The sequence below is a fragment of the Bacillus cereus group sp. Bc031 genome (assembly GCF_027716265.1).
Taxonomy (GTDB): Bacteria; Bacillota; Bacilli; order Bacillales; family Bacillaceae_G; genus Bacillus_A; species Bacillus_A paranthracis.
In genome coordinates this window covers 1-21,502 of record NZ_JAQFUL010000084.1, presented here as the reverse complement: position 1 = coordinate 21,502, position 21,502 = coordinate 1, and the positions used below count along the sequence as shown (strand labels likewise).

The window sequence follows — 21,502 nt, the reverse complement described above, 5'->3', positions numbered from 1 at the left end:
TATTAGGCACGCCGCCAGCGTTCATCCTGAGCCAGGATCAAACTCTCCAATAAAGTTAGTTTGTCTAGCATCTAAAACAAAAATTGACGTTTCACGTTGTTTGTTTCGTTCAGTTTTCAAAGAACTAAAAGCGGGTGAAGAGAATCGAACTCTCGACCAGAGCTTGGAAGGCTCTTGTTTTACCACTAAACTACACCCGCGTGGTCGGGAAGACAGGATTTGAACCTGCGACCCCCTGGTCCCAAACCAGGTGCTCTACCAAGCTGAGCCACTTCCCGTAATTGGCGCGCCCGAGAGGAGTTGAACCCCTAACCTCTTGATCCGTAGTCAAACGCTCTATCCAATTGAGCTACGGGCGCTTATTCATGATGTTTTTTCGTCGTTGTATTTTGGCGACTCAATTATCTTATCATACTACATCTTCAAATGCAAGTACTTTTTCCAAAAGATTTTTGATGCGGCCGAGAGGACTTGAACCTCCACGGGGTTTCCCCCACTAGGCCCTCAACCTAGCGCGTCTGCCGTTCCGCCACGACCGCGCGGAAAAAACAAAAGTGAGCCATGAAGGACTCGAACCTTCGACCCTCTGATTAAAAGTCAGATGCTCTACCAACTGAGCTAATGGCTCGTAAATGGCTGGGCTAGCTGGATTCGAACCAGCGCATGACGGAGTCAAAGTCCGTTGCCTTACCGCTTGGCTATAGCCCATCGAAATACTTATCTTATTTTCAAAGACAAATGTTATTGTACCATAATGACCAATAAAAAACAACTGCCAATTAGCAGAAGTTAAAATGGCGGTCCCGACCGGGGTCGAACCGGCGATCTCCTGCGTGACAGGCAGGCATGTTAACCACTACACCACGGGACCATTTAATCTTTACATTAATGTCATTTTACTTTTCATTATAATATTATGGTGGAGGATGACGGGATCGAACCGCCGACCCCCTGCTTGTAAGGCAGGTGCTCTCCCAGCTGAGCTAATCCTCCGAAGTGGTGACCCGTACGGGATTCGAACCCGTGTTACCGCCGTGAAAGGGCGGTGTCTTAACCACTTGACCAACGGGCCAATATGAATGGCAGAGAAGAAGGGATTCGAACCCTCGCACCGCGTTCGCGATCTACTCCCTTAGCAGGGGAGCCCCTTGAGCCACTTGGGTACTTCTCTGTATGGCTCCGCAGGTAGGACTCGAACCTACGACCGATCGGTTAACAGCCGATAGCTCTACCACTGAGCTACTGCGGAATAATAAAGACAATTTGTATCTTATAAAAATTCTCATCGTAAGTCAAGAAGTTTTTTCACAACATCTTGTACAAACGTGACATGTTTATAATATACTGGATTGCGTTTTCACTGTCAAGATGTTTTCTTTATCAAGATTAGTTTCCCTTTACACTTTCCGCAGACATATCTTTTTGTATTTATTTGACGCCTCCTTACATATTGAAGTGAGCATTCCATACATTCATACATATAAACCTTTTTTCCCTTTTTTCCCTTCTCTTCATTTATCATTCGTTTACAAAAGCGTGGTGCATCAACTGCCTTTAATAATTCTCGAAAATCCTTATCCCGATGCTTATACCCTCTTCCCGCAATATGTAAGTGATAATGACAAAGTTCATGTTTAACAATCCCAACTAATTCTTCTTTCCCATACATTTCATAATATCGATAATTCAGTTCAATATTGTGTGTATTCAACAGATAACGTCCCCCAGTTGTACGCAACCTACTATTAAACATTGCTTTATGTAAAAACGGCATTCCGAAATATTGTAGTGATACTTCTTCCACTAGCCGCTGTATTTCTTGCTCATCCATTTTCATTCCTCCTAAACAAAAAAATATTTTTACACTTTTCTCCTCTCTTATACATATATTAAATAGTACATATACCCATCCTCATTCAAGAAGCGTGGTTTCTAAAAACATAGCAAAAATAGAAATCCACTCACCAACCTCTCATCAATAGTACTTTACATTTATGAGAGTAGGATTAAACAAGGAGGGATTCCTATGCCTACATGGCTCAAAAAACAAATGCAACGCGCATATTTTGAAAAAAACCGGTATCAAATTAAATTACTAAATAAATGCTGGTTTTATTATAGCAAAATACATCAAAGTTCCTAATCCATTACACGTTTTATCCTAAAAAAAAAGAGCAGTTTCATCTGCTCTCTTCTCTTACTATTCAACCGGCAACATAGATAATGCAACGCGACCTTTTTTCGTATCAATATCATCTACCCATACTTTGACGATTTGTCCGACAGATACAACATCTAACGGATGCTTCACGTATTGTTTGCTTAGTTTAGAAATATGTACTAAACCATCTTGTTTCACACCTACATCAACAAAAGCACCGAAATCAACAACGTTACGAACTGTTCCTTCCAGTTCCATACCACGTTTTAAATCTTCTAATTTCAAAATCCCTTTTTTCAGAAGCGGTTTAGGCAACTCATCCCTCATGTCTCGCTCTGGACTAATGAGTGCATCTATAATATCAACTAATGTTGGTTCTCCAACTCCCGTTTCTTGCGACAACTTAGAAATCTCTACTTCTTCTAAACTCTTTTGTAATTGCGGTTGCCCTACGTCATCTTTCGATAATCCTAGACTCTTCAATAACAATTCAACATTTTTATATTGTTCTGGATGAATACCTGTACGGTCTAACGGATTTGCCCCTTCTAATATACGTAAGAAACCTATACATTGTTCATATGTCTTCGCACCTAGACGTGGTATTTTCTTTAAGTCTGTTCGTTTTGTAAATTTCCCTTCTTCTTCACGCTTTGCTACAATATTTTTCGCAACAGTTTTTGATAAGCCTGAAACATATTGCAACAACGCAACTGAAGCTGTATTTACATTCACACCGACCTGGTTAACTGCTGTCTCTACTACAAACGTTAATGATTCATTTAATCTTTTTTGAGACACATCATGTTGATATTGTCCAACCCCAACTGATTTAGGATCAATCTTTACAAGTTCAGCAAGTGGATCTTGCAGACGTCTACCGATAGAAACCGCACTTCTTTCTTCAACCTGTAAATCTGGGAATTCCTCACGGGCTAAATCAGAAGCCGAATACACACTCGCACCAGCTTCGTTCACAATAATATAGAAGACTTCTCGTTTCACATGTTGTAATACATCAACTATAAATTCTTCTGATTCTCTAGAAGCTGTACCATTCCCAATCGCAATCATTTCAACCTGATATTTATCTATAATAGAAAGAACTTTCGCTTTTGCATCTTCATATTTACGCACTGGTGGATGCGGATAAATAACATCAATATATAGAACTTTCCCCGTATCGTCTACGATAGCTAATTTACAACCCGTTCTATATGCAGGGTCTACAGCTAACACAACCTTTCCTTTCATTGGAGGTTGTAATAACAAATTACGTAAGTTCTCAGAAAAAATATGTATTGCTTGTTCCTCAGCTGTTTCTGTTAATTCTTTTCGAATCTCCCTTTCAATAGAGGATTGAATTAATCGTTTATAACCATCCTCAATTGCTAACTTTACATACTGTGCACTTTTTGAATCGTTATCACGAATTACTTTCTTATATAAGAAAGTTACTATCTCATCTACTGGCGGAACAACAGAAACTCTCAATATATCTTCTTTCTCACCGCGATTCATCGCTAATACACGATGCGGCACGACTTTCTGCAACGGCTCTTCATAATCGTAATACATTTCATATATATTTTTTTCATCTTTCTCTTCATCTTTTACAGCCGAAGACATAACACCTTTTCTAAAAGTAACATTCCGAATCCAACTACGATATGCTGCTTCATCTGAAACGATTTCTGCAATAATATCTTGAGCACCTTGTAATGCCTCTTCTGCAGATTGCACTTCTTTCTCGGCATTTATAAACTCCATTGCCTTCTGATTCGGATCTTCTTTTGTATATAACAATAACCATTCAGCTAATGGCTCTAGTCCTTTTTCTTTTGCAATCGTTGCTTTCGTTCTTCTCTTCTCTTTATATGGACGATATAAATCTTCTACTTCTTGCAACTTTGTAGCTTTCACAATTTGCTGACGTAATTCTCCTGTCAGTTTCCCCTTCTCATCAATAAGACGAAGAACCTCTTCTTTTCTATCTTCAAGCTGCATTATATATTGCCATCTCTCTAAAATTGTACGAATTTGCACTTCATCTAAAGAGCCTGTCCATTCTTTTCGGTAACGAGCAATAAATGGAACTGTGTTACCTTCTTCTGTTAATTGAATAACATGACGAACTTGCTTTTCGGTAAAGCCTAATTCCTTCACTAACATTTTCATTAACGCTTGTCGATTATCTACCATTTCCATATACAACCGTAACCTCCTCTATAATAAAAAAAGTTGCCCTTCAAAGAGAGCAACTTAAACTGCCGATTTAAAAATCTATTAGTCCTAAACTAATTTGTAGCGCTTCATCTACACGAATCATCATCACTTCATCTAAGTGAGTGATTTTGTCCGTTAAGCGCTGCTTATCGATTGTTCGAATCTGCTCAAGTAAAATAACAGAATCTCTCTCAAAACCGTACTTTTTCGCATCAATTTCCACATGAGTGGGTAATTTCGCTTTTTGAATCTGTGCAGTAATAGCCGCTACAATCACCGTTGGACTAAAACGATTTCCGATGTCATTTTGAATGACAAGAACCGGACGAACGCCTCCTTGCTCAGAACCAACAACTGGGGAAAGGTCTGCAAAATACACGTCGCCGCGTTTTACAATCAAAATATTACCCCCCGCTAACTAAGCGTTCTACTGTATGAGCTGCTTCATACTCTGCTAAGAAAGCTTCAGATGCAATACCAAGATTAATTTTTCCCATTTCAATGTACCCACGTCGCATTGATTCATGTTGGTAGCGTTTCTTCGTCTTATGTTGACGCAATAACAGTTGTGTTGCCTGGCAAATTAGTTCATGGCGATTCTTATTCTCTTGTTTTCCAATTCCGTCCAATTCCGTTACCATTTGCTTTGGCAACCGAACCACGATTTCAGTAGTTACACTTGATTCGGACACAAAAATACACCTCCACCGTCAACTACACACCCCAATATATATATGACACCTATTGTAATAATACCATTGTATGGAGCCTGTTGCAAAGACTTCCTTATTCCTTGCTTATGTTTTCCAATTCACAAACAAAACATTCATATTCTTTTATTTTTTATCTCATTACAACAAGAAACGGAAGAGTTTCCACGTTAAATTATGTTAAAAGTAATGATAAGTAAAAAGCTTCTCGTCAAAAAACGAACTTATTCTTAGCCAACGAAAAGTCCTCTCACATGACAAGAAGCAAATCATACTACCTTCTATATATCATTCAAATAATTGATTACTTCCACAACTTTACCGTTCCGTATAAATATTCTCGGCACACGGAAACTAATCGTTGTAATAATTTCATAATTAATAGTACCTGAATATTCCGCAACCTCTGTAGCGCTAATATATTCATCTCCTTGCCTTCCAATGAGTGTAACTTTCGTACCAAGAGGCACTTTACAAGGAAGGTGAATCATGAATTGATCCATTGTTACTCGCCCTACAATCGGTACCCTTTTACCATTTACAAGCACTTCAAATCCTTGTAATCTTCTAAGCCAGCCATCTGCATAACCAATTGCAACGGTCGCAATCCATTCTTCCGTCTTCGTTCGATAAGTGACGTTATAACTAATTCCATCCCCTTTAATCACCTCTTTAATATGAGCAACTTTCGTATGCAATGATAGCGCTGGTTCTAATTTAAACGGTAAAAAAGGGCGTATTTCTACAGATGGAGATAACCCATACATCGCAATACCAATTCGTACTGCATTAAATGTAATCCCTTGAAAACGTAGCGTTGCAGCACTATTAGCTGTATGAACAAACTTAGGATCCACTCCGAATTCTTTCAACCAACTTAACTGCTCCAAAAATGTGTTATATTGCTTATCAAAGTAAGAAGTCTCCACCTCATCTGCCGTTGCAAAATGCGTATAAACTCCTTCCAATTCTAAGAATGGTGCACCTTCTAAGCTTTTTAAAAATCCTTTTAATTCTTTACGTTCACGTATTCCAATTCTCCCCATACCACTATCGAAATTAATATGGTATTTCATCGTAGACGAACCATCCCAAAGTTTGATTGCTTCATCTACCCATTCCTTTTGAAAAACAGTTAATGCTACATCATTTTCAGCAGCTACATTTATATCACGAGGAGGAGAAGGACCTAACACTAAAATCGGCGCAGTAATACCAGCTCTTCGAAGCACTAAAGCTTCATCTAAGAACGCAACTGCTAACCTTGTCGCCCCCGCTTCTAATGCTGTTTTAGCCACCGGTACATAATCGTGCCCATATGCATTCCCTTTAACAACGGCAAAAATTTCTACATCACTCGGGATAAATTCTTTAATATGTGTAACGTTGTTATAAATGGCATCTAAATCCACTTCCACCCAAGTGTCACGGTAAAATGGCGCTTCTTCCATAAACACACTTCCTTATACACGATATGCGAAGCTTATTCTTTTATATGCTTCTTTTATGAAATCCACCCTTCAAACTAAGAAAAGACGTGGTGCACATATATCACCACGTCTAAGAAGTTTACTTCACTTGCTTCTCTGTAACTGAACGAGCAACCATTAACAGCTCCTTCGGCTCTAAACCTTTAGACACGAGCATATATTCTACTCCGTTATGCGACCACGTTAAAGAGTCTTTCGTCAATGCTCCAATTGTAAAGCCAAGATCAACCAATTCCCCGCTCACACTTATCGCTGACGAAGCCTCTGCAACTTTTGCCTTTTCTTGTATTAAAGTAAAGGATTTCTTACTTCCAGTGTATGTGAGTATCGCACGCTTGCCACTGTCTGTCTTCAACTCTTTTTCATCTTTCAAAGTCATACCTTGCGGCGTATCACGCGGATACAAAATAGCAAATGGTTTGTCTTCTTTCGCTGTCGTTTGAACATCTACTTGCGCTCTAGACATATTTTGTTTCGTATCAAATGCACCTTTATCAAATTTCGCATCAAATTTCACTTTAGAGAAATCTACTTTCACAAGAACATTTTGATCATTATCCATTAACTTCACCGAAACTGGTGTTAAATCACTTTTCTTCAATGTAATCTCTTGTCTCGGCAACATGTTTTGATGCTGATAGTTTGTTTTTGTTTTAAAGATATAATACTTATCTGTTTTTTCAAAAGTAAGGTTTTTCTTATCCTGCAAAATATCCCTCACAAGAGATTCGTATAAATAAGCCTGGCTACTATTTTGCGGCCAATCACTTTGGAAACGGAAACTCTTATTAAGCGCTGGCGTTAATACAAATACACCTTCTTCATTCCTTAAAATAATTTGACTTTGATCCTTTTTCGCATTCTGCAAATTCACACGATAAAAAGAAGGTTCCTTATGCCATATTTCTACCTTATACTCCTGAGGCTCATTCCCTGTTTTAATAGATAATTTCGCTTCAGCTTGATAGCTTTTCAACCCTTTTACTTTCGCTTCTAAATCTCTCACAACATCATCTTGTTTCTTTTCCATACAACCGGCCAACACAAAAACGGTTAATAAACCGACAAGAACTAAAAACAGACGCCTTTTCATCACTTCAGCCCCTTTGCCCCTATAAATGAATGGAAGATGTACCTTCCTTATCGCTACCACAAATATATGAGACAAAGATATAAAATATGCAGACTAGCGTGACGAGCTTTCTAAAACAACTTGAGCAACAGCAAATTCCTTACTATGACTAATTGATAAATGAACAATATGCTCTGTACTTGTAATAAGAATCGGCTTCCCTCTATCATCATTTCTTACTTCAATATCTAAAAAACTCACTTCTTTCCCGATACCAGTTCCTACCGCTTTTGAATACGCCTCTTTCGCTGCAAATCTTCCAGCTACAAACTCTGTAAGGCGGCTTCCCTTCAGCCCCTTAGCAACATTACGTTCACTTTCAGTTAAAATACGTTCCATAAATTTAAGCTTTCCATCTATCATTTTTTCAATTCGATTCAATTCAATAATATCGATTCCAATCCCTACAATCATTTCAAAATCCCCTTCTTCTATTTAGCTTTCTTTTTTCATATTGTAAGAATAACAGAGAATCTTTCTGATGCAAAAGGAGTGATACTCACAATATGCTAATACCATCCGCCCGCATTTCCTTACAACCAATCGTCATCGCTTTACTTCTCGTACAATTAATCATGATTATATTAGGCGATTTTTTCCTCTTTCCTATGGCAGCTTCTAATGAATATATCGCTAAAGGAGAATGGTGGCGTCTCATAACTTCCCTACTCGTACATGTAGACTTACCACATTTTCTTTCTAATAGTATTTGTTTATTCGTCCTTGGCTCTTCTATTGAAAAACAACTAGGCCACTTTTCTTTCATCATTATTTTTTTCCTTTCTGGCATTCTCGGAAATATTTTCTCTTATCTTATTATGCCCCATGAATATATTCATACCGGGGCATCTGGTGGTATCTTCGGATTGCTAGGTGCACAGTTATTTCTAATGTATAGCCGCTATCGTTCTTCCAATCCAAGAGACATCGCTATTTTTTCAATCATGATATGTATATTACTATTATTCACTTTCTTCAATCCCTCTGCCAACCCTATCAGCCATTTAACAGGATTGATCATTGGTGGTATTTGCACCCCTTTATTAATAAAAAAACTCGATGGTGCAGAGCTCATTTAATATAAAAGCTCGCACCATCGATAATTTCCACATCTGTTTGTTCACTTAAATCCCTCATGAGTTGAAATAAAGACTCATCCTTCATCTTCGCTTCAATCATACAATCAATTTGTGGAACACTTCCCTTTATCTTTTTTAAAAAAGATAAAAAAGTATCTACATCAATAAAGTCCGCATGTGCTCTCGGGTCTTTTCCCTCTCTAGGACTAGAAATGTGCATTTTCACTGGTAACAAAGACGATTCCCACGTATGTACGACACGCGCCCAATCTTCATGCCAATCTTCTCGATCATGATTCATCATATGGTGATGTAAATCAAATACAACGGGAATGTCCAATTTTTCTCCTAAATATAATGTGTCCTCGAGCGTAAAAGTTGTATCATCATTTTCTAACATAATCATTTCCTGAATACCTCTTGGGACATTAGACCAATTCTCTATAAAACGCTCTAATGCAAGCTCTTTATCTTTATATCCGCCACCAACATGCATTACACATCGTTGCTTATGTTCAATCCCCATACCTTTTAATAATTTTCTATGCATCTGTAACGTCTTTACAGATTGTTTAAAAATATTCTCCTCGGGTGAATTAAGTACAACAAAATGATCTGGATGAAAATCAATACGCATATTCATTCGAATAGCGTAATCACCTAGCACTTTTAAATTTTCTTTTAAAGGGCGAATATAATTCCAATCTAACAACTCCTCATGATTCGCTAAAGGAATCAGCTTGGAACTAAGTCGAAAGAACGATATGTCATGTCCTTTATTATGTTTTAATAATCGTAAACAGTTTTCCAAATTCGAATTAGCAATTCTTTCAAGTTTACGAATCGCCGCTTCCCGATCATCTATTTTTTGAAACTGCGCGTACGTCATCGTTTGAGATGGAGATGCATTTTTCAAATGTACACTCATCGCGACATAGCCAAGCCTTACAAGCATGCGGCACCTCATTTCTACATAAGTTATTATGTAGTATGTACAATTACAAAAATAAAAAAAGAGAATGCCGGCAAAGGGCATTCTCTTTTCATTATTAAGCTTGTGGCTTACGGCTATGATGTTTTCTTTCGCCGCGTCCGTTTGAAGATCCTGGGCGTCCTTGACCTTCGCCACGACGACCACGGTTGCCGCCATCACGATTGCGATCACGGTTACCGTCACGATTACGACCATCGCCACCGCGTCCATCACGACTACGATTACGGTTACCATCACGGTATCCGCCTCCGTTACCGCCGCGTTTTTTAGAACCGCCACCTCTTGCAACAACTGGTGGTTCTGATGTTAAAGCGATTGGAGTTGTATCTGGCTCTTTTGTCATCATTTTTAAAGCAGCAGCTACTACTGTTACAGAGTCGTTCTCTTCTAACATTTCTTCCGCAATACGCTTGTAGTATGCTAAGTTTTCATTTTCAATTGTGTTTTGAAGTTTTTCAGCGATTAAACGTTGTTGACCTTCTAGTGCCTCGTCAAGTGTTGGTGCATCCATGCGGTCCATTTTACGTTTTGTTGTACGCTCGATATTTTTTAATTGTCCAGATTCACGTGGTGTTACAAATAGCATTGCAATACCTTTTTTACCTGCACGACCAGTACGGCCAATACGGTGAACGTATGATTCTGGATCTTGTGGAATATCGAAGTTGTATACGTGTGTTACACCCGAAATATCAAGACCACGTGCAGCAACGTCTGTTGCAACAAGAACTTCAATAGAACCTTCTTTGAACTTACGTAATACAGACATACGTTTCGCCTGAGTTAAATCACCATGGATACCTTCCGCAGCATAACCACGTAAATTTAATGCTTCTGATAATTCATCAACACGACGCTTTGTACGACCGAATACAATCGCAAGCTCTGGAGATTGAATGTCTAATAAGCGTGTCAATACATCAAACTTTTTCTTTTCTTGCACTTCTAAATAGAACTGCTGAATGTTTGGCATTGTTACTTCTTTTGCTTTTACTTTAATGTGTTGAGGCTCAGTCATGAAACGCTCAGCAATACGACGGATTGGATCCGGCATTGTCGCTGAGAATAGTAATGTTTGGTGTGTTTCTGGCACATCTGTTAAAATTGCTTCAATATCTTCAATGAAGCCCATGTTTAACATTTCATCCGCTTCGTCAAGAACAACTGTCTCTACGTTTTGTAAGCGAAGTGTTTTACGGTTAATATGATCTAAAATACGACCCGGCGTACCAACAATAATGTGTGGGTGTTTTTTTAGAGCACGAATTTGGCGGTTAATATCTTGACCACCGTAAATTGGTAAGATACGAACGCGTTTATGTTTACCAATTTTGTATAGCTCTTCTCCAACTTGAATTGCTAATTCACGCGTTGGCGCGATAACAATACCTTGAACCGATTCTTTATGTGTATCCACTTTATCTAATAGTGGTAATCCGAATGCTGCTGTTTTCCCTGTACCTGTTTGTGCTTGCCCAATAATATCCTTACCTTGCAATGCATGTGGAATTGTTTCAGCTTGAATTGGCGTAGCCTCTTCAAAGCCCATACTTTCAACAGATTGCAGTAAAGAATCACTTAATCCTAATTCTCGAAATGTTGTCAATGTTACTTCTCCTTTTCTATCCTATACTTATCATTTAAAAAAAGGCGTTTTCCGAATTTGCGGAAAAGCCCTTTTCCTGAATGCTCACGTATATAAACGGGCGTATATTCTTCACGAAAATACTTCTAAACGTTATTACACTTTATCAATTATAAGTTTTGTATGTGTAAAAAGCAAACCCAACTGTTACCTTATTTTCATATTAAGAGTTTTTTTCTTCACTTTTATTTTTTTATATTTACTGTAAGCGCTTATTATAAGTTTCTTCTTTTTTCGTTGCTATCATCCCTATTTATATACACCAATTATTTCAACATCGTAATTACTTCTTCCAATTTCATACCGCGAGATGCTTTGACTAATACAACATCTTTCGCATCGACTACTGCTTGCAACTCTTTTACTAACTCTTCTTTATTATCATAAGCCTTTACACGTTCGTTAGGGAAATTAATTTTTGCTCCTTCAGCAATTTGAGCTCCTAATTTACCATATGTGAACACATAGGAGATTTTTGCTGGATCGATTAATTTACCTACCTCATAATGAAACTGTACTTCTTGATCTCCAAGCTCTAACATATCGCCGAGAACAACAATTTTTTTAGAGAATCCATCTAAACCATTCATTAGGTGGAATGCTGCTTCCATAGCTGTTGGACTTGCATTATAAGCATCGTTGATAATTGTTAATCCACTATTTGTTTTTACAATTTCCATACGCATGCCTGTCATTTGAAGTGTTACTAAACCTTCTTTCATCTCTTCCCACGTTACACCAAAATGTTTCGCAATTGCCATAGAAGCAAGCGTATTATACACATTGTGTTTCCCTAATACCGGTAGATAGAATGAAATGTTTTCTTCTCTATTCATTTTAAAGTGTGTCCCAGTTGCTTGTAACGTTACAGTCGTTGGATAGTAATCATTTGCTCTAGCATCACCAAACGTAACTGTTTCAGCTATTAAATTCATTTCAGGAACACGATTCGTTAATAATGGCTCATCTCCGTTATATACGAACACTCCACCTTCTTGTAATCCTGTCACAATTTCTAATTTCGCTTCAGCAATTGCCTCGCGAGAGCCTAAGTCCATTAAATGCGCTTCACCAATGTTCGTAATGATAGCTGCATTTGGACGAGCTAACTTAGATAAGAATTCAATTTCCCCACGGCTTGACATTCCCATTTCTAATACAGCTACTTCTGTATTTTCTTCTAAGTTTAAAATAGTAAGAGGTAGCCCGATATGATTATTGAAGTTTCCTTCTGTTTTTTGAACTTTGAATTTAGTCGCAAGAAGACTTGTTACAATATCTTTTGTAGATGTTTTACCGTTACTACCTGTCACACCAATCACTTTAACATCCAATTGGTCGCGATAGTTTTTTGCTAACATTTGTAATGCTGATAGCGTGTCTTCTACAAAAATAACCGGAAGATTCTCAGGTGGATTTGCTACATCTTTCATCCATAATGTCGCCACAGCTCCATTTTCAACAGCTTTATCTACAAAAGCATGTCCATCGAAACGTTCACCTTGAATCGGAACATATAAGTTTCCTTTTTCGATTTTTCTCGTATCAATAGACACTCCTTGTATAGTAATTCCCTCATACTGCTCTGCTAATCCCGTACCATTTGTCATTTGTTCTACTTGTTTTAACGTTCGATTTATCATAAAAACACTCCTTACATAGAGGAAGCACTATTCCTTCGAATAGTGCCTCCTCCTTTTTTTGTTAGATTGTATATTTAATTTTTTGTTTTTCTTCGTGACGCTCCATTGCTAAACGAATTAGCTCTTCAATTAATTCCGGATACGGTAATCCAGTATGTTGCCATAGTAGAGGGAACATACTAAACGGCGTAAATCCTGGCATCGTATTCACTTCGTTAATGTATACTTCTCCATCTTTCGTTAAGAAGAAATCAGCTCGCGTTAAGCCAGCACCATCTAACGATTGGAATGCAACAATCGCATCTCGCTTAATAACATTAGACTCTTCTTCTGTCATTTCAGCTGGAATAATTAACGCTGTATCACCATCAATGTATTTCGACTTATAATCATAGAAGTCTTTTTTAGGTACGATTTCACCTACAACTGAACATTTCGGTTCATCATTACCTAGTACACCAACTTCTACTTCACGTCCAACGATATTTTCTTCCACAATAATTTTACGGTCAAATTGGAATGCCTCTTCAAATGCATTCTCAAGTTCTTCACGATTTTTACACTTATTAATCCCAACACTTGAACCAAGGTTTGCTGGTTTTACGAAGCAAGGATAACCCAATACTTCTTCTACTTTTTCATATGCTGTTTCACGATCTTTTTCCCATCCGCTACGAATGAATGATGCATATTTCGCTTGTTTTAATCCAGCTTCTGCGAAAATGTTTTTCATAACAACTTTATCCATACCAGCAGCAGATGCTAGAACACCATTTCCTACATAAGGAATATTCATTAATTCTAATAATCCTTGTACCGTTCCATCTTCACCATTTGGTCCATGTAGTAATGGGAAAATAACGTCGATAGCATTTTCCTCAGCATTTGCAGATGGAATGATTTCTGTGCTTAATGATAGCGGAGAAATCGCATTTTCTGCACCGCTCATTTTTAGAACTTCAACATCTGTTACTTCACCTTCAATACGCTCACCGCGTACCCATTGACCTTGTTCTGTAATATAAATTGGATGAATCTCGAATTTATCTTGATTTAATGCTTTAATAGCAGCAAGAGCCGTTTGTAGCGAAACTTGATGCTCAGCTGATTTTCCACCATATAATAAACCTAATTTAATTTTTGTCACTGAAATCACCCTAACCAATTGTTTTCATTTTTCTATTTTAGCACTTTTTATAAAAATAGGTAGTTCCTATTTGAAATAAAATGCAACTTCCACAAATAATTAAATGACACCACTTATTGGTTTTCTATACTTTTTCCACTTAACTTTCTTGATAAATATATAAAGTGAAACTTTAATCAGTGGGGGGCTTCATCCCTACTGATTATTAGTTGAACCAATCGGACTTTTATGGGCAGCCCGACCCCCACCTAAATTCCTTGCTTTCGCTGAATTTTGAGGTGGGGGTCTTACTGCCCATTAAAGTGGGATAAAATTGCAATCCAACCTAGTTATGTACCTAAAATATGTAGAAATCCCCTTTTTGTGTATGTCATCTAATTATTAAGAAGATTGTTTGGTTAGTGTGCTTTTTTGCCTTTGTTCAACGAGACGGTCTAAAGAAATATATACAATACCTGCAACTACACAACCGACAGCTAAAATTGTAAATAGAAAGTGGCCAAGTAATCGGTCTAATAAAAAACCTCCAAGAAGTGGGCCGAATGCACTTCCTGTAATCCACTGCAAACTTGCAGCTCCCATATAAGTCCCCCTCAAATGCTCAGGAGCCAAATTCGCTACAAACGTCATCTGTACAGGCGACATAATCATCTCACCTAACGTATATATGGCATATACAAACAGTAACGTTATTAAAATAATCGTAGCATTTGTATCAAGTCCTCCAAACCACTTCGGTAACCACCCTATAAAAAATAACCCAATCCCAAAAAAACATGCACCATATAACATCGTCTTTCCAACAGGTTTATCTGTGACCCATTTTGAAATTTGAAATTGGAACAACACAACTAATAGTCCATTTAAAGCCATTAAATATGGATATGGATTGTTAGTTCCAAAAATACCTTTCATTTCATTGTCAAAGTGCAGTGGCAACATGCCTTCCGTTTGAGAAAATCCCATCGAAATAATGATACCCGCTAATAAATAAATCATCAGTGCCTTATCTCGCAATACAATTTTCCACACTGCTCCTGATTCCTTTTCGTTACCCTCTTCTTTATTCGCACTCTTTGGCATTGTCTCTTGAATAAGGACGAATACAAGTAGTGCATAAAATAACATCGTAGACGAGGCAATAATAAACACAAGGTTCTTTGACAACATAACCACCGAAGCCCCCATTATCGGACCAATTGCAGCACCTATATTGTGCCCCATTCGCAATAAACCATAAGCTTCTGTTCTTTTTTCTGGCGTTGTTACATCCGCAACCATCGCTGATGCAGCTGGATGAAATAACGAATTACTTAATCCTAAAAAAACAGATAAAATCGCATATGGAATAAATCCTTCTATAAATAAAAAACCGAGCATGAATACTGCATTGCTCGCCATCGAAAATATCATAATCGGTTTTCTTCCATATATATCAGCAATTCTTCCCCCTATAATTGATCCAAAGCTTGCAGCAATTGGAGACAGTGCCATAATCACTCCGACCTGTAATAATGAATCTACCTTATCTTTTAAATATAATGCAAAAAAAGGCATCAACATCATCATTGCAATTCCATTTAACGTCTCACCAATAAACCGAATCCATACGTTACGGTCCATCTCCCTTAACTCACGCCACGTATTTTTCATTATTTCACCCCTTTTGTTCAACAATAATTATCTTATAACAAGTTCAGAAGAATGTAAATTTTCAAAATTAAAAATCCATTCTAACAGAATTAGAATGGATTTTTCTACTTATAAATTGGCTGCGTCGTCTTCTTCTTTACTATTATTTAAAGCACTATGTTTTCGGCTATATAAGAAGTAAACCGCAATACCGATAATCATCCATACACCAAAACTAATCCAAGCCGTCCCGGATAATTGAAGCATTAAGTATAAACAAAAAATTACCGTTAACGCTGGTAAAAATGGTACAAGCGGCGCCTTAAATGCTCTTGGTAAATCAGGATGCGTTCTTCTCATTACAATAACAGCAACAGCTACAAGTGCAAAGGCTGATAAAGTCCCCATATTTACAAGATGCGCTAACACATTTAAATCTATTAATCCTGAAATAAGTGCTGCAATAATTCCCGTTGTCCACGTATTTAAAAACGGTGTTTTAAATTTCGGGTGAACTTTAGCAAGACGTTTCGGCAACAATCCATCTCTACTCATTGCATATGAAACTCGTACTTGCCCATACATCATAACTAACATTACTGTTGTGATTCCTGTAATTGCGCCTACTGAAATTACTCCCGCTAAACTATCTTGTCCAATAAATTGAAGTGCAAAAGCGACTGGATCTGATATATTCAACTGCCCGTATGGAACAATTCCTGTCAAAATAAGCGAAACGATAATATAAAGAGCCGTACAAATTAATAAAGATGCAATAATACCAATTGGTAAATCACGTTGTGGACGTTTCACTTCTTCTGCTGCCGTTGAAACTGCATCAAACCCTATAAATGCAAAGAACACTGTAGCAGCTCCAGCCATTACACCATCTAAGCCAAATGGCATAAAAGGCGTCCAGTTTTCAGGTTTCACATAATTAAAACCAGCAAAGATAAAAATAAGAACAACCGCTAGTTTAATAAATACCATAATATTATTTACACGTGCACTTTCACGAACACCTCTAGATAAAAGAACTGTCATCACTAAAATAATTAGAACTGCTGGCAAATCAATTATTCCACCCTTTCCTGTACCAGGGGCTGAGGAAAGAATGGTAGGAATATGAATTCCAAATCCCTTTAATAAAGATTGGAAGTACGCGGACCAACCATTTGCCACAGCAGAGGTTGCAAGTAAATACTCAAGCATTAAGTCCCATCCAATTAAAAATGCGAATACTTCTCCCATCGTCGCATATGTGTACGTGTACACACTGCCTGAGACAGGAACTGAAGAAGCAAATTCAGCATAACAAAATGCAGCAAAGGCACACGCTAACGCGGCTATCGCAAATGATAATATAATAGCTGGTCCAGAATGTTTCGCTGCTACCACGCCCGTTAGAACAAAAATACCCGTTCCAACAATTGCCCCGATTCCAAGCATCGTTAAATCTAGTGCGCCCAATGTTCTTGCTAACGTCTTTTGTTTACTCTCTTGCATTAACTTTGCAATAGGCTTCTTTTGAAAAATTTGCTTCATAGCATGCTCCTCCAAGTTTTAAATTTTCTGAAAATTTTTAATTCGCTTTTTCATTTTACTCATAGTACTTTTTCCAGTCAATACTTTTGTCGAAATAAGTAGAAACTCTTATGAATATGCACGATTTTTATCATTCTTTCTATATATCTTTCTATAACTTTTTTTGGTATTATTATACATGTCGATTCCATGAAAAAGGCATGCTCTGTTATTGAGCATGCCTTTTTTACTTATTTCACAGTATATGATCCCTCTTCAATCCAGCTATACATATATTTTTCATCTTCTGTTTCATGTGCTTGTTTTACAATACGAAGCGGCCGGAATGTATCTATCATAACAGCTAATTCAAGCGTTTCTTTTTTCCCTATACTCGCCTCTGTTTTCCCAGGATGTGGACCGTGAGGAATGCCGCTCGGATGAAGTGTAATAGACCCTTCCTCCACACCTTTTCGGCTCATAAAGTTACCTTCTACATAGTACAGTACTTCATCGCTATTCACGTTACTATGGTAATACGGTGCCGGAATAGATTCTGGATGATAGTCATATAAACGTGGTACGAAAGAACAAATAACAAAATTGTGACCCTCGAACGTTTGATGTACTGGAGGTGGCTGATGAATACGACCTGTGATTGGCTCAAAGTCCTCAACATTAAAGACCCACGGATATAAATAACCATCCCAACCAACAACATCTAACGGATGATGTCCTAAAACATGTTTATGCATATATCCCCTCGACTTTGTCATTACGACAAACTCACCTTTTTCATCATACGTCTCTAATTTTTCAGGACCACGAATATCTCTCTCACAAAACGGACTATGCTCTAGCAATTGTCCATATTCATTACGATAGCGACGCGGTGTTGTAATTTGACTATTTGCCTCTACAACAAGAAACTTAGTCTCTCCTTCATCTGGAATAACACGATAGATCGTTCCAATTGGAATTGTTACATAATCGCCTTTTCGATAATGAATCGTTCCAAACATCGTTTCAATTTTTCCTGTTCCGTAATGGACAAACAACATTTCATCGCCATCACCATTACGGTAGAAATAGTCCATTTTTTCTGTTGGGCTCACTACTCCGATTAATAAATCCTCATTCCCAAGTATAAAGTTTCTTCCGCTTACTGCATCACCACTTTTTTTATTTTCTTTCGTGCGAAAGTGACGATGAGAAAGAGCAACATCTTCTTCATACTGCAACTGACAAGAATGAGATAATGCCGCATGCCCTACTTCCGTTGGCATATAATGATGGTACAAAATAGATTGCGTACCAGAAAAACCTTTTGTTCCCATTACCTGCTCACGATAAAGCGACCCATCTTTTTTACGGAATTGTACATGTCGTTTATGAGGTAGCTCCCCCATGTGACGATAAAACATGCCCATCACCTGCTTCCCTTTCTATTTTGACCGTATTACGTAATGTACCTAAACCAGTAATCGTAAGTTCTACCACATCACCATCTTGTAGCCACTCTTCTGTGCCTAGTTCTAAAATGCAACCTGTTCCTACTGTTCCAGAACCAATCACATCGCCTGGATATAACGTAACGTCTTCCGAAGCACGTTCAATCATTTCAGCAAATGTATAGTAAATATCTCGGAAGTTCCCTTTTGATAATAGCTTTCCATTTACATGAGCAGTCATCTCTAACTCATAACGGTCACCATTACGATAAATATCTAGCTCCTCTTTCGTAACAAGGTACGCTCCTAATGAAGTTGCAAAATCTTTTCCTTTCGCTGGACCAAGTCCTACCTTCATTTCTGTTGCTTGTAAGTCCCTTGCACTCCAATCATTCATAATACAATAACCAAAAATGTATTCCTCTGCTTGCTCACGAGAAATATTTCTTCCTTCTTTCCCAATTACGCAAGCAATCTCTAACTCATAATCAAGTTTTTTAGATTTCTTCGGACTAATTACAACATCATCTGGACCAATTACAGCACGATGGTTCGTAAAATAAAAAACCGGAATATCGTACCATTCAGGTACAACATCTAACCCTCTTCGGCTACGTGCCGTTTTTACGTGCTGTTCAAATGCATAAAAATCCCTAATACTACTCGGATTAGGAATCGCTGCTGCTAATCGCACTTCCTCTAAAGAATATATGCCCTTTTCCGGATTATTAATATTACGCAACACTTCTACATACTCATCCGCTTTCTCTAAAAAGGCGAACATAGAAGAAGGTAATTTTCCACCACTAGCAAGATTCATATCGATTACTTTGTCACCTTCAAGCCATCCAGCTCGCATTTCTTTTGAAGGAAGACGAAATGTAACAAATTTCATCATGATTCCTCCTTATGAAAATGAAATTTCCACCAGCAAAAGAATGATTGCTGGTGGATATAAATTTTATAAATTCCCGCGACGCTCTTGTTCTCTTTCAATTGATTCGAATAACGCTTTAAAGTTTCCTTCTCCAAATCCACGAGAACCTTTACGCTGAATGATTTCAATAAATAAAGTTGGACGATCTACAATTGGTTTCGTAAAGATTTGTAGTAAGTATCCTTCATCATCGCGATCTACTAAAATCTTTAATTCTTTCAACTTATCAATTTCCTCATCAATTTTTCCAACTCGTGCAGTTAACTCATCATAATAAGTATCTGGTGTATCTAAAAACTCCACACCATTTGCACGTAGCGCTTCTACTGTTTTAACAATGTCATTTGTTAGTAAAGCAAGATGCTGTACACCTGCTCCATTATAGAACTCTAGATATTCTTGAATTTGTGATTTTCTCTTTCCATCCGCTGGCTCGTTAATAGGGAACTTAATACGACTTCCATTTGTCATAACCTTCGACATTAATGCTGAATACTCTGTACTAATATCATCATCATCAAAATGGATCATTTGTTTAAAGCCCATAACGTTCTCGTAATAACTAACCCACTCTTCCATCTTTTCAACATTACCAACTACATGGTCTACAGCAATTAAACCTGACTCTTCAAATGGAATATCAAACTCAGCCTTTTGGAATCCTGGCATAAATGTCCCTTTATAATTTTTACGCTCTACAAGCGTATGAATTGTATCACCATACGTACCAATAACTGCTTTTTTCAATGTACCGTTCTCATCTGTTAACTCTACAGGCGGAGCAATTGCGACGGCACCACGTTTCACCGCTTCTGAGTATGCTTTATCAACATCGTCAACAAGTAATGCCACATCTTTCACGCCATCACCATGAGTCTTTACAAACTCTGCAATACGATTGTCACTACTTAAAGCCCCAGACACAACGAAACGCATATTTTTTTGCACAAGAACATAAGATACTTTTTCACGATTACCAGTTTCTAATCCAGAGTAAGCCACAATTTTGAATCCGAATGCTCTCGCAAGATAGTAACTTGATTGCTTTGCATTTCCTACGTAAAACTCCAAATGATCTACATCACGTACTGGAAAAAAGTCCTCCATTTGTGCAGCTAGCGTATCCATAGATTTTTGTTTCATAAAATCCTCATCCCCCTGTAAATAGATTAAATGGTTCATACTTAAAACCAACCGAAAACGCTTCCAACATCAATTGATAGAAATTAGTTAGCAAGCTAACAAATTCTGACCTTTAAAATTTTCTATCTTTTCTGTCAAATTCCTCTTTTTTTCTTACATATAAAATTCGACTTTTTTCTCTTTAAAATAAAGGGGGCTATTCATACTTGAAGGGATATATAGAAGAAAAATAAAAAAGACTCCAACATATTAATTACTTACTAATATGCTAGAGTCTTTATTTTTTTTGAATGATTGTATTTATATGTCTCATACTAATACTTTTGCAAGGAATAGAATAAATGATGTTAATACTACCGCTCCACCTAATGATCCTAATAAATCTGTTTTTGTTACTTGTAACACTTGCTCACCGTTCATATTCCTCATTCTCCTTTCATTTTGTATAATGTAAAACTTCTATTATACTAATACACTTGATAGAAATACGATTAATGCTGTTAATACTACCGCTCCACTTGCTGATCCTACGAAGTCACCTTTTGTTACTTGTAATACTTGCTCTTTCATTTTGCATTCTCCTCTCTT

General features: G+C 37.6%; 20 protein-coding genes and 11 tRNA genes. 2 read left to right on the top strand and 29 right to left on the bottom strand.

Translation table 11 applies throughout. From position 1 onward, the window contains the following. Positions 1-129: 129 nt before the first annotated feature. The 12 genes from PDQ33_RS23615 to PDQ33_RS23560 form a co-directional block, all read right to left on the bottom strand. A tRNA-Gly gene (locus tag PDQ33_RS23615) sits at positions 130-200 on the bottom strand. A 1-nt stretch (position 201) separates the two neighbouring features. Next, positions 202-278, bottom strand: a tRNA-Pro gene (locus PDQ33_RS23610). Between the two features lie 4 nt (positions 279-282). Further along, positions 283-359 (bottom strand) — tRNA-Arg (locus PDQ33_RS23605). 97 nt (positions 360-456) lie between these two features. Beyond that, positions 457-539 (bottom strand) — tRNA-Leu (locus tag PDQ33_RS23600). Positions 540-555: 16 nt separating this feature from the next. Next, positions 556-628: transfer RNA gene (locus PDQ33_RS23595), tRNA-Lys, on the bottom strand. A gap of 5 nt (positions 629-633) precedes the next feature. Further along, positions 634-708: transfer RNA gene (locus PDQ33_RS23590), tRNA-Gln, on the bottom strand. 87 nt (positions 709-795) lie between these two features. Next, positions 796-871, bottom strand: a tRNA-Asp gene (locus tag PDQ33_RS23585). A 46-nt stretch (positions 872-917) separates the two neighbouring features. Continuing rightward, a tRNA-Val gene (locus PDQ33_RS23580) sits at positions 918-993 on the bottom strand. Positions 994-997: 4 nt separating this feature from the next. Next, positions 998-1,072, bottom strand: a tRNA-Glu gene (locus tag PDQ33_RS23575). Positions 1,073-1,080: 8 nt separating this feature from the next. Beyond that, a tRNA-Ser gene (locus PDQ33_RS23570) sits at positions 1,081-1,171 on the bottom strand. A gap of 3 nt (positions 1,172-1,174) precedes the next feature. Beyond that, a tRNA-Asn gene (locus PDQ33_RS23565) sits at positions 1,175-1,249 on the bottom strand. Between the two features lie 114 nt (positions 1,250-1,363). Next, positions 1,364-1,831 (bottom strand): SprT family protein, encoded by a 468-nt coding sequence (locus PDQ33_RS23560; protein ID WP_061130709.1) that lies wholly within the window; start codon positions 1,829-1,831, stop codon positions 1,364-1,366. 195 nt (positions 1,832-2,026) lie between these two features. On the opposite strand from PDQ33_RS23560, the gene cmpA reads away from it, so the two are divergent. Beyond that, positions 2,027-2,143: a cortex morphogenetic protein CmpA gene (gene cmpA / locus PDQ33_RS23555; protein ID WP_270756706.1), complete on the top strand. Its 117-nt coding sequence runs from the start codon at positions 2,027-2,029 to the stop codon at positions 2,141-2,143. A 57-nt stretch (positions 2,144-2,200) separates the two neighbouring features. Here the strand turns inward: cmpA and PDQ33_RS23550 are convergent, their stop codons facing one another. The 6 genes from PDQ33_RS23550 to acpS all read right to left on the bottom strand — a co-directional run bounded on the left by PDQ33_RS23550 (position 2,201) and on the right by acpS (position 8,133). Further along, positions 2,201-4,369 carry a Tex family protein gene (locus tag PDQ33_RS23550; protein ID WP_061130710.1) on the bottom strand — a complete coding sequence of 723 codons (2,169 nt, stop codon included), beginning with the start codon at positions 4,367-4,369 and terminating at the stop codon, positions 2,201-2,203. 67 nt (positions 4,370-4,436) lie between these two features. Continuing rightward, entirely contained in the window at positions 4,437-4,787 is a 351-nt protein-coding gene (gene ndoA / locus PDQ33_RS23545) for a type II toxin-antitoxin system endoribonuclease NdoA (RefSeq protein WP_000635963.1), read from the bottom strand. A 4-nt stretch (positions 4,788-4,791) separates the two neighbouring features. Further along, positions 4,792-5,079: an antitoxin EndoAI gene (locus tag PDQ33_RS23540; protein ID WP_000004570.1), complete on the bottom strand. Its 288-nt coding sequence runs from the start codon at positions 5,077-5,079 to the stop codon at positions 4,792-4,794. Positions 5,080-5,378: 299 nt separating this feature from the next. Next, positions 5,379-6,548 carry an alanine racemase gene (gene alr, locus PDQ33_RS23535; protein WP_000390599.1) on the bottom strand — a complete coding sequence of 390 codons (1,170 nt, stop codon included), beginning with the start codon at positions 6,546-6,548 and terminating at the stop codon, positions 5,379-5,381. Between the two features lie 118 nt (positions 6,549-6,666). After that, positions 6,667-7,617 carry a LolA family protein gene (locus tag PDQ33_RS23530; RefSeq protein WP_025991724.1) on the bottom strand — a complete coding sequence of 317 codons (951 nt, stop codon included), beginning with the start codon at positions 7,615-7,617 and terminating at the stop codon, positions 6,667-6,669. A 156-nt stretch (positions 7,618-7,773) separates the two neighbouring features. After that, positions 7,774-8,133, bottom strand: a complete 360-nt coding sequence (gene acpS, locus PDQ33_RS23525; RefSeq protein ID WP_000635037.1) for a holo-ACP synthase — start codon at positions 8,131-8,133, stop codon at positions 7,774-7,776. 92 nt (positions 8,134-8,225) lie between these two features. On the opposite strand from acpS, the gene PDQ33_RS23520 reads away from it, so the two are divergent. Next, a complete protein-coding gene (locus PDQ33_RS23520) occupies positions 8,226-8,798 on the top strand; it encodes a rhomboid family intramembrane serine protease (protein ID WP_000906924.1) in 573 nt (190 codons plus the stop codon). Here PDQ33_RS23520 and uvsE read toward each other — a convergent pair. The 11 genes from uvsE to PDQ33_RS23465 form a co-directional block, all read right to left on the bottom strand. Then, the gene (uvsE, locus tag PDQ33_RS23515; RefSeq protein ID WP_000961149.1) at positions 8,791-9,753 is read right to left on the bottom strand and encodes a UV DNA damage repair endonuclease UvsE; all 963 of its coding nucleotides are present in this window, start codon (positions 9,751-9,753) and stop codon (positions 8,791-8,793) included. The two genes, PDQ33_RS23520 and uvsE, sit on opposite strands and share 8 nt — an antisense overlap. A 94-nt stretch (positions 9,754-9,847) precedes the next feature. Continuing rightward, positions 9,848-11,398 (bottom strand): DEAD/DEAH box helicase, encoded by a 1,551-nt coding sequence (locus PDQ33_RS23510; protein WP_048520050.1) that lies wholly within the window; start codon positions 11,396-11,398, stop codon positions 9,848-9,850. 305 nt (positions 11,399-11,703) lie between these two features. Beyond that, complete coding sequence (gene murF, locus PDQ33_RS23505) at positions 11,704-13,080, bottom strand: UDP-N-acetylmuramoyl-tripeptide--D-alanyl-D-alanine ligase (RefSeq protein ID WP_000610683.1); 1,377 nt, start codon at positions 13,078-13,080, stop codon at positions 11,704-11,706. Positions 13,081-13,141: 61 nt separating this feature from the next. Then, the gene (locus tag PDQ33_RS23500; RefSeq protein WP_000161445.1) at positions 13,142-14,227 is read right to left on the bottom strand and encodes a D-alanine--D-alanine ligase; all 1,086 of its coding nucleotides are present in this window, start codon (positions 14,225-14,227) and stop codon (positions 13,142-13,144) included. Between the two features lie 381 nt (positions 14,228-14,608). Beyond that, positions 14,609-15,880 carry an MDR family MFS transporter gene (locus PDQ33_RS23495; RefSeq protein WP_061130711.1) on the bottom strand — a complete coding sequence of 424 codons (1,272 nt, stop codon included), beginning with the start codon at positions 15,878-15,880 and terminating at the stop codon, positions 14,609-14,611. Positions 15,881-15,988: 108 nt separating this feature from the next. After that, on the bottom strand, positions 15,989-17,404 hold the full coding sequence (locus PDQ33_RS23490; protein ID WP_000809368.1) for an amino acid permease: 1,416 nt from the start codon (positions 17,402-17,404) through the stop codon (positions 15,989-15,991). A 230-nt stretch (positions 17,405-17,634) separates the two neighbouring features. Then, positions 17,635-18,807, bottom strand: coding sequence for a homogentisate 1,2-dioxygenase (locus PDQ33_RS23485; protein ID WP_000499916.1), 1,173 nt, complete (start codon positions 18,805-18,807; stop codon positions 17,635-17,637). Continuing rightward, positions 18,773-19,729 carry a fumarylacetoacetate hydrolase family protein gene (locus PDQ33_RS23480; protein ID WP_061130712.1) on the bottom strand — a complete coding sequence of 319 codons (957 nt, stop codon included), beginning with the start codon at positions 19,727-19,729 and terminating at the stop codon, positions 18,773-18,775. Before PDQ33_RS23480 ends, PDQ33_RS23485 begins: the two co-directional genes overlap by 35 nt. A gap of 66 nt (positions 19,730-19,795) precedes the next feature. Beyond that, a complete protein-coding gene (gene hppD, locus PDQ33_RS23475; protein WP_000810913.1) occupies positions 19,796-20,914 on the bottom strand; it encodes a 4-hydroxyphenylpyruvate dioxygenase in 1,119 nt (372 codons plus the stop codon). Between the two features lie 309 nt (positions 20,915-21,223). Next, positions 21,224-21,343, bottom strand: coding sequence for a DUF3948 family protein (locus tag PDQ33_RS23470; protein ID WP_001993573.1), 120 nt, complete (start codon positions 21,341-21,343; stop codon positions 21,224-21,226). A gap of 33 nt (positions 21,344-21,376) precedes the next feature. Next, positions 21,377-21,484, bottom strand: a complete 108-nt coding sequence (locus PDQ33_RS23465; protein WP_000664237.1) for a DUF3948 family protein — start codon at positions 21,482-21,484, stop codon at positions 21,377-21,379. Between the last annotated feature and the right edge of the window lie 18 nt (positions 21,485-21,502).

Coding starts and splice junctions, on each gene's coding strand:
- alr (WP_000390599.1), bottom strand. CDS start 6,548: ATGGAAGAAGCGCCATTTTACCGTGACACTTGGGTGGAAGTGGATTTA.
- cmpA (WP_270756706.1), top strand. CDS start 2,027: ATGCCTACATGGCTCAAAAAACAAATGCAACGCGCATATTTTGAAAAA.
- PDQ33_RS23470 (WP_001993573.1), bottom strand. CDS start 21,343: ATGAGGAATATGAACGGTGAGCAAGTGTTACAAGTAACAAAAACAGAT.
- PDQ33_RS23530 (WP_025991724.1), bottom strand. CDS start 7,617: ATGGAAAAGAAACAAGATGATGTTGTGAGAGATTTAGAAGCGAAAGTA.
- murF (WP_000610683.1), bottom strand. CDS start 13,080: ATGATAAATCGAACGTTAAAACAAGTAGAACAAATGACAAATGGTACG.
- PDQ33_RS23550 (WP_061130710.1), bottom strand. CDS start 4,369: ATGGAAATGGTAGATAATCGACAAGCGTTAATGAAAATGTTAGTGAAG.
- uvsE (WP_000961149.1), bottom strand. CDS start 9,753: ATGCTTGTAAGGCTTGGCTATGTCGCGATGAGTGTACATTTGAAAAAT.
- PDQ33_RS23485 (WP_000499916.1), bottom strand. CDS start 18,807: ATGTTTTATCGTCACATGGGGGAGCTACCTCATAAACGACATGTACAA.
- PDQ33_RS23480 (WP_061130712.1), bottom strand. CDS start 19,729: ATGAAATTTGTTACATTTCGTCTTCCTTCAAAAGAAATGCGAGCTGGA.
- PDQ33_RS23490 (WP_000809368.1), bottom strand. CDS start 17,404: ATGAAGCAAATTTTTCAAAAGAAGCCTATTGCAAAGTTAATGCAAGAG.
- PDQ33_RS23560 (WP_061130709.1), bottom strand. CDS start 1,831: ATGGATGAGCAAGAAATACAGCGGCTAGTGGAAGAAGTATCACTACAA.
- PDQ33_RS23465 (WP_000664237.1), bottom strand. CDS start 21,484: ATGAAAGAGCAAGTATTACAAGTAACAAAAGGTGACTTCGTAGGATCA.
- acpS (WP_000635037.1), bottom strand. CDS start 8,133: ATGATTGTAGGGATTGGAATCGATATTATTGAATTGAATCGAATTGAA.
- PDQ33_RS23495 (WP_061130711.1), bottom strand. CDS start 15,880: ATGAAAAATACGTGGCGTGAGTTAAGGGAGATGGACCGTAACGTATGG.
- PDQ33_RS23520 (WP_000906924.1), top strand. CDS start 8,226: ATGCTAATACCATCCGCCCGCATTTCCTTACAACCAATCGTCATCGCT.
- hppD (WP_000810913.1), bottom strand. CDS start 20,914: ATGAAACAAAAATCTATGGATACGCTAGCTGCACAAATGGAGGACTTT.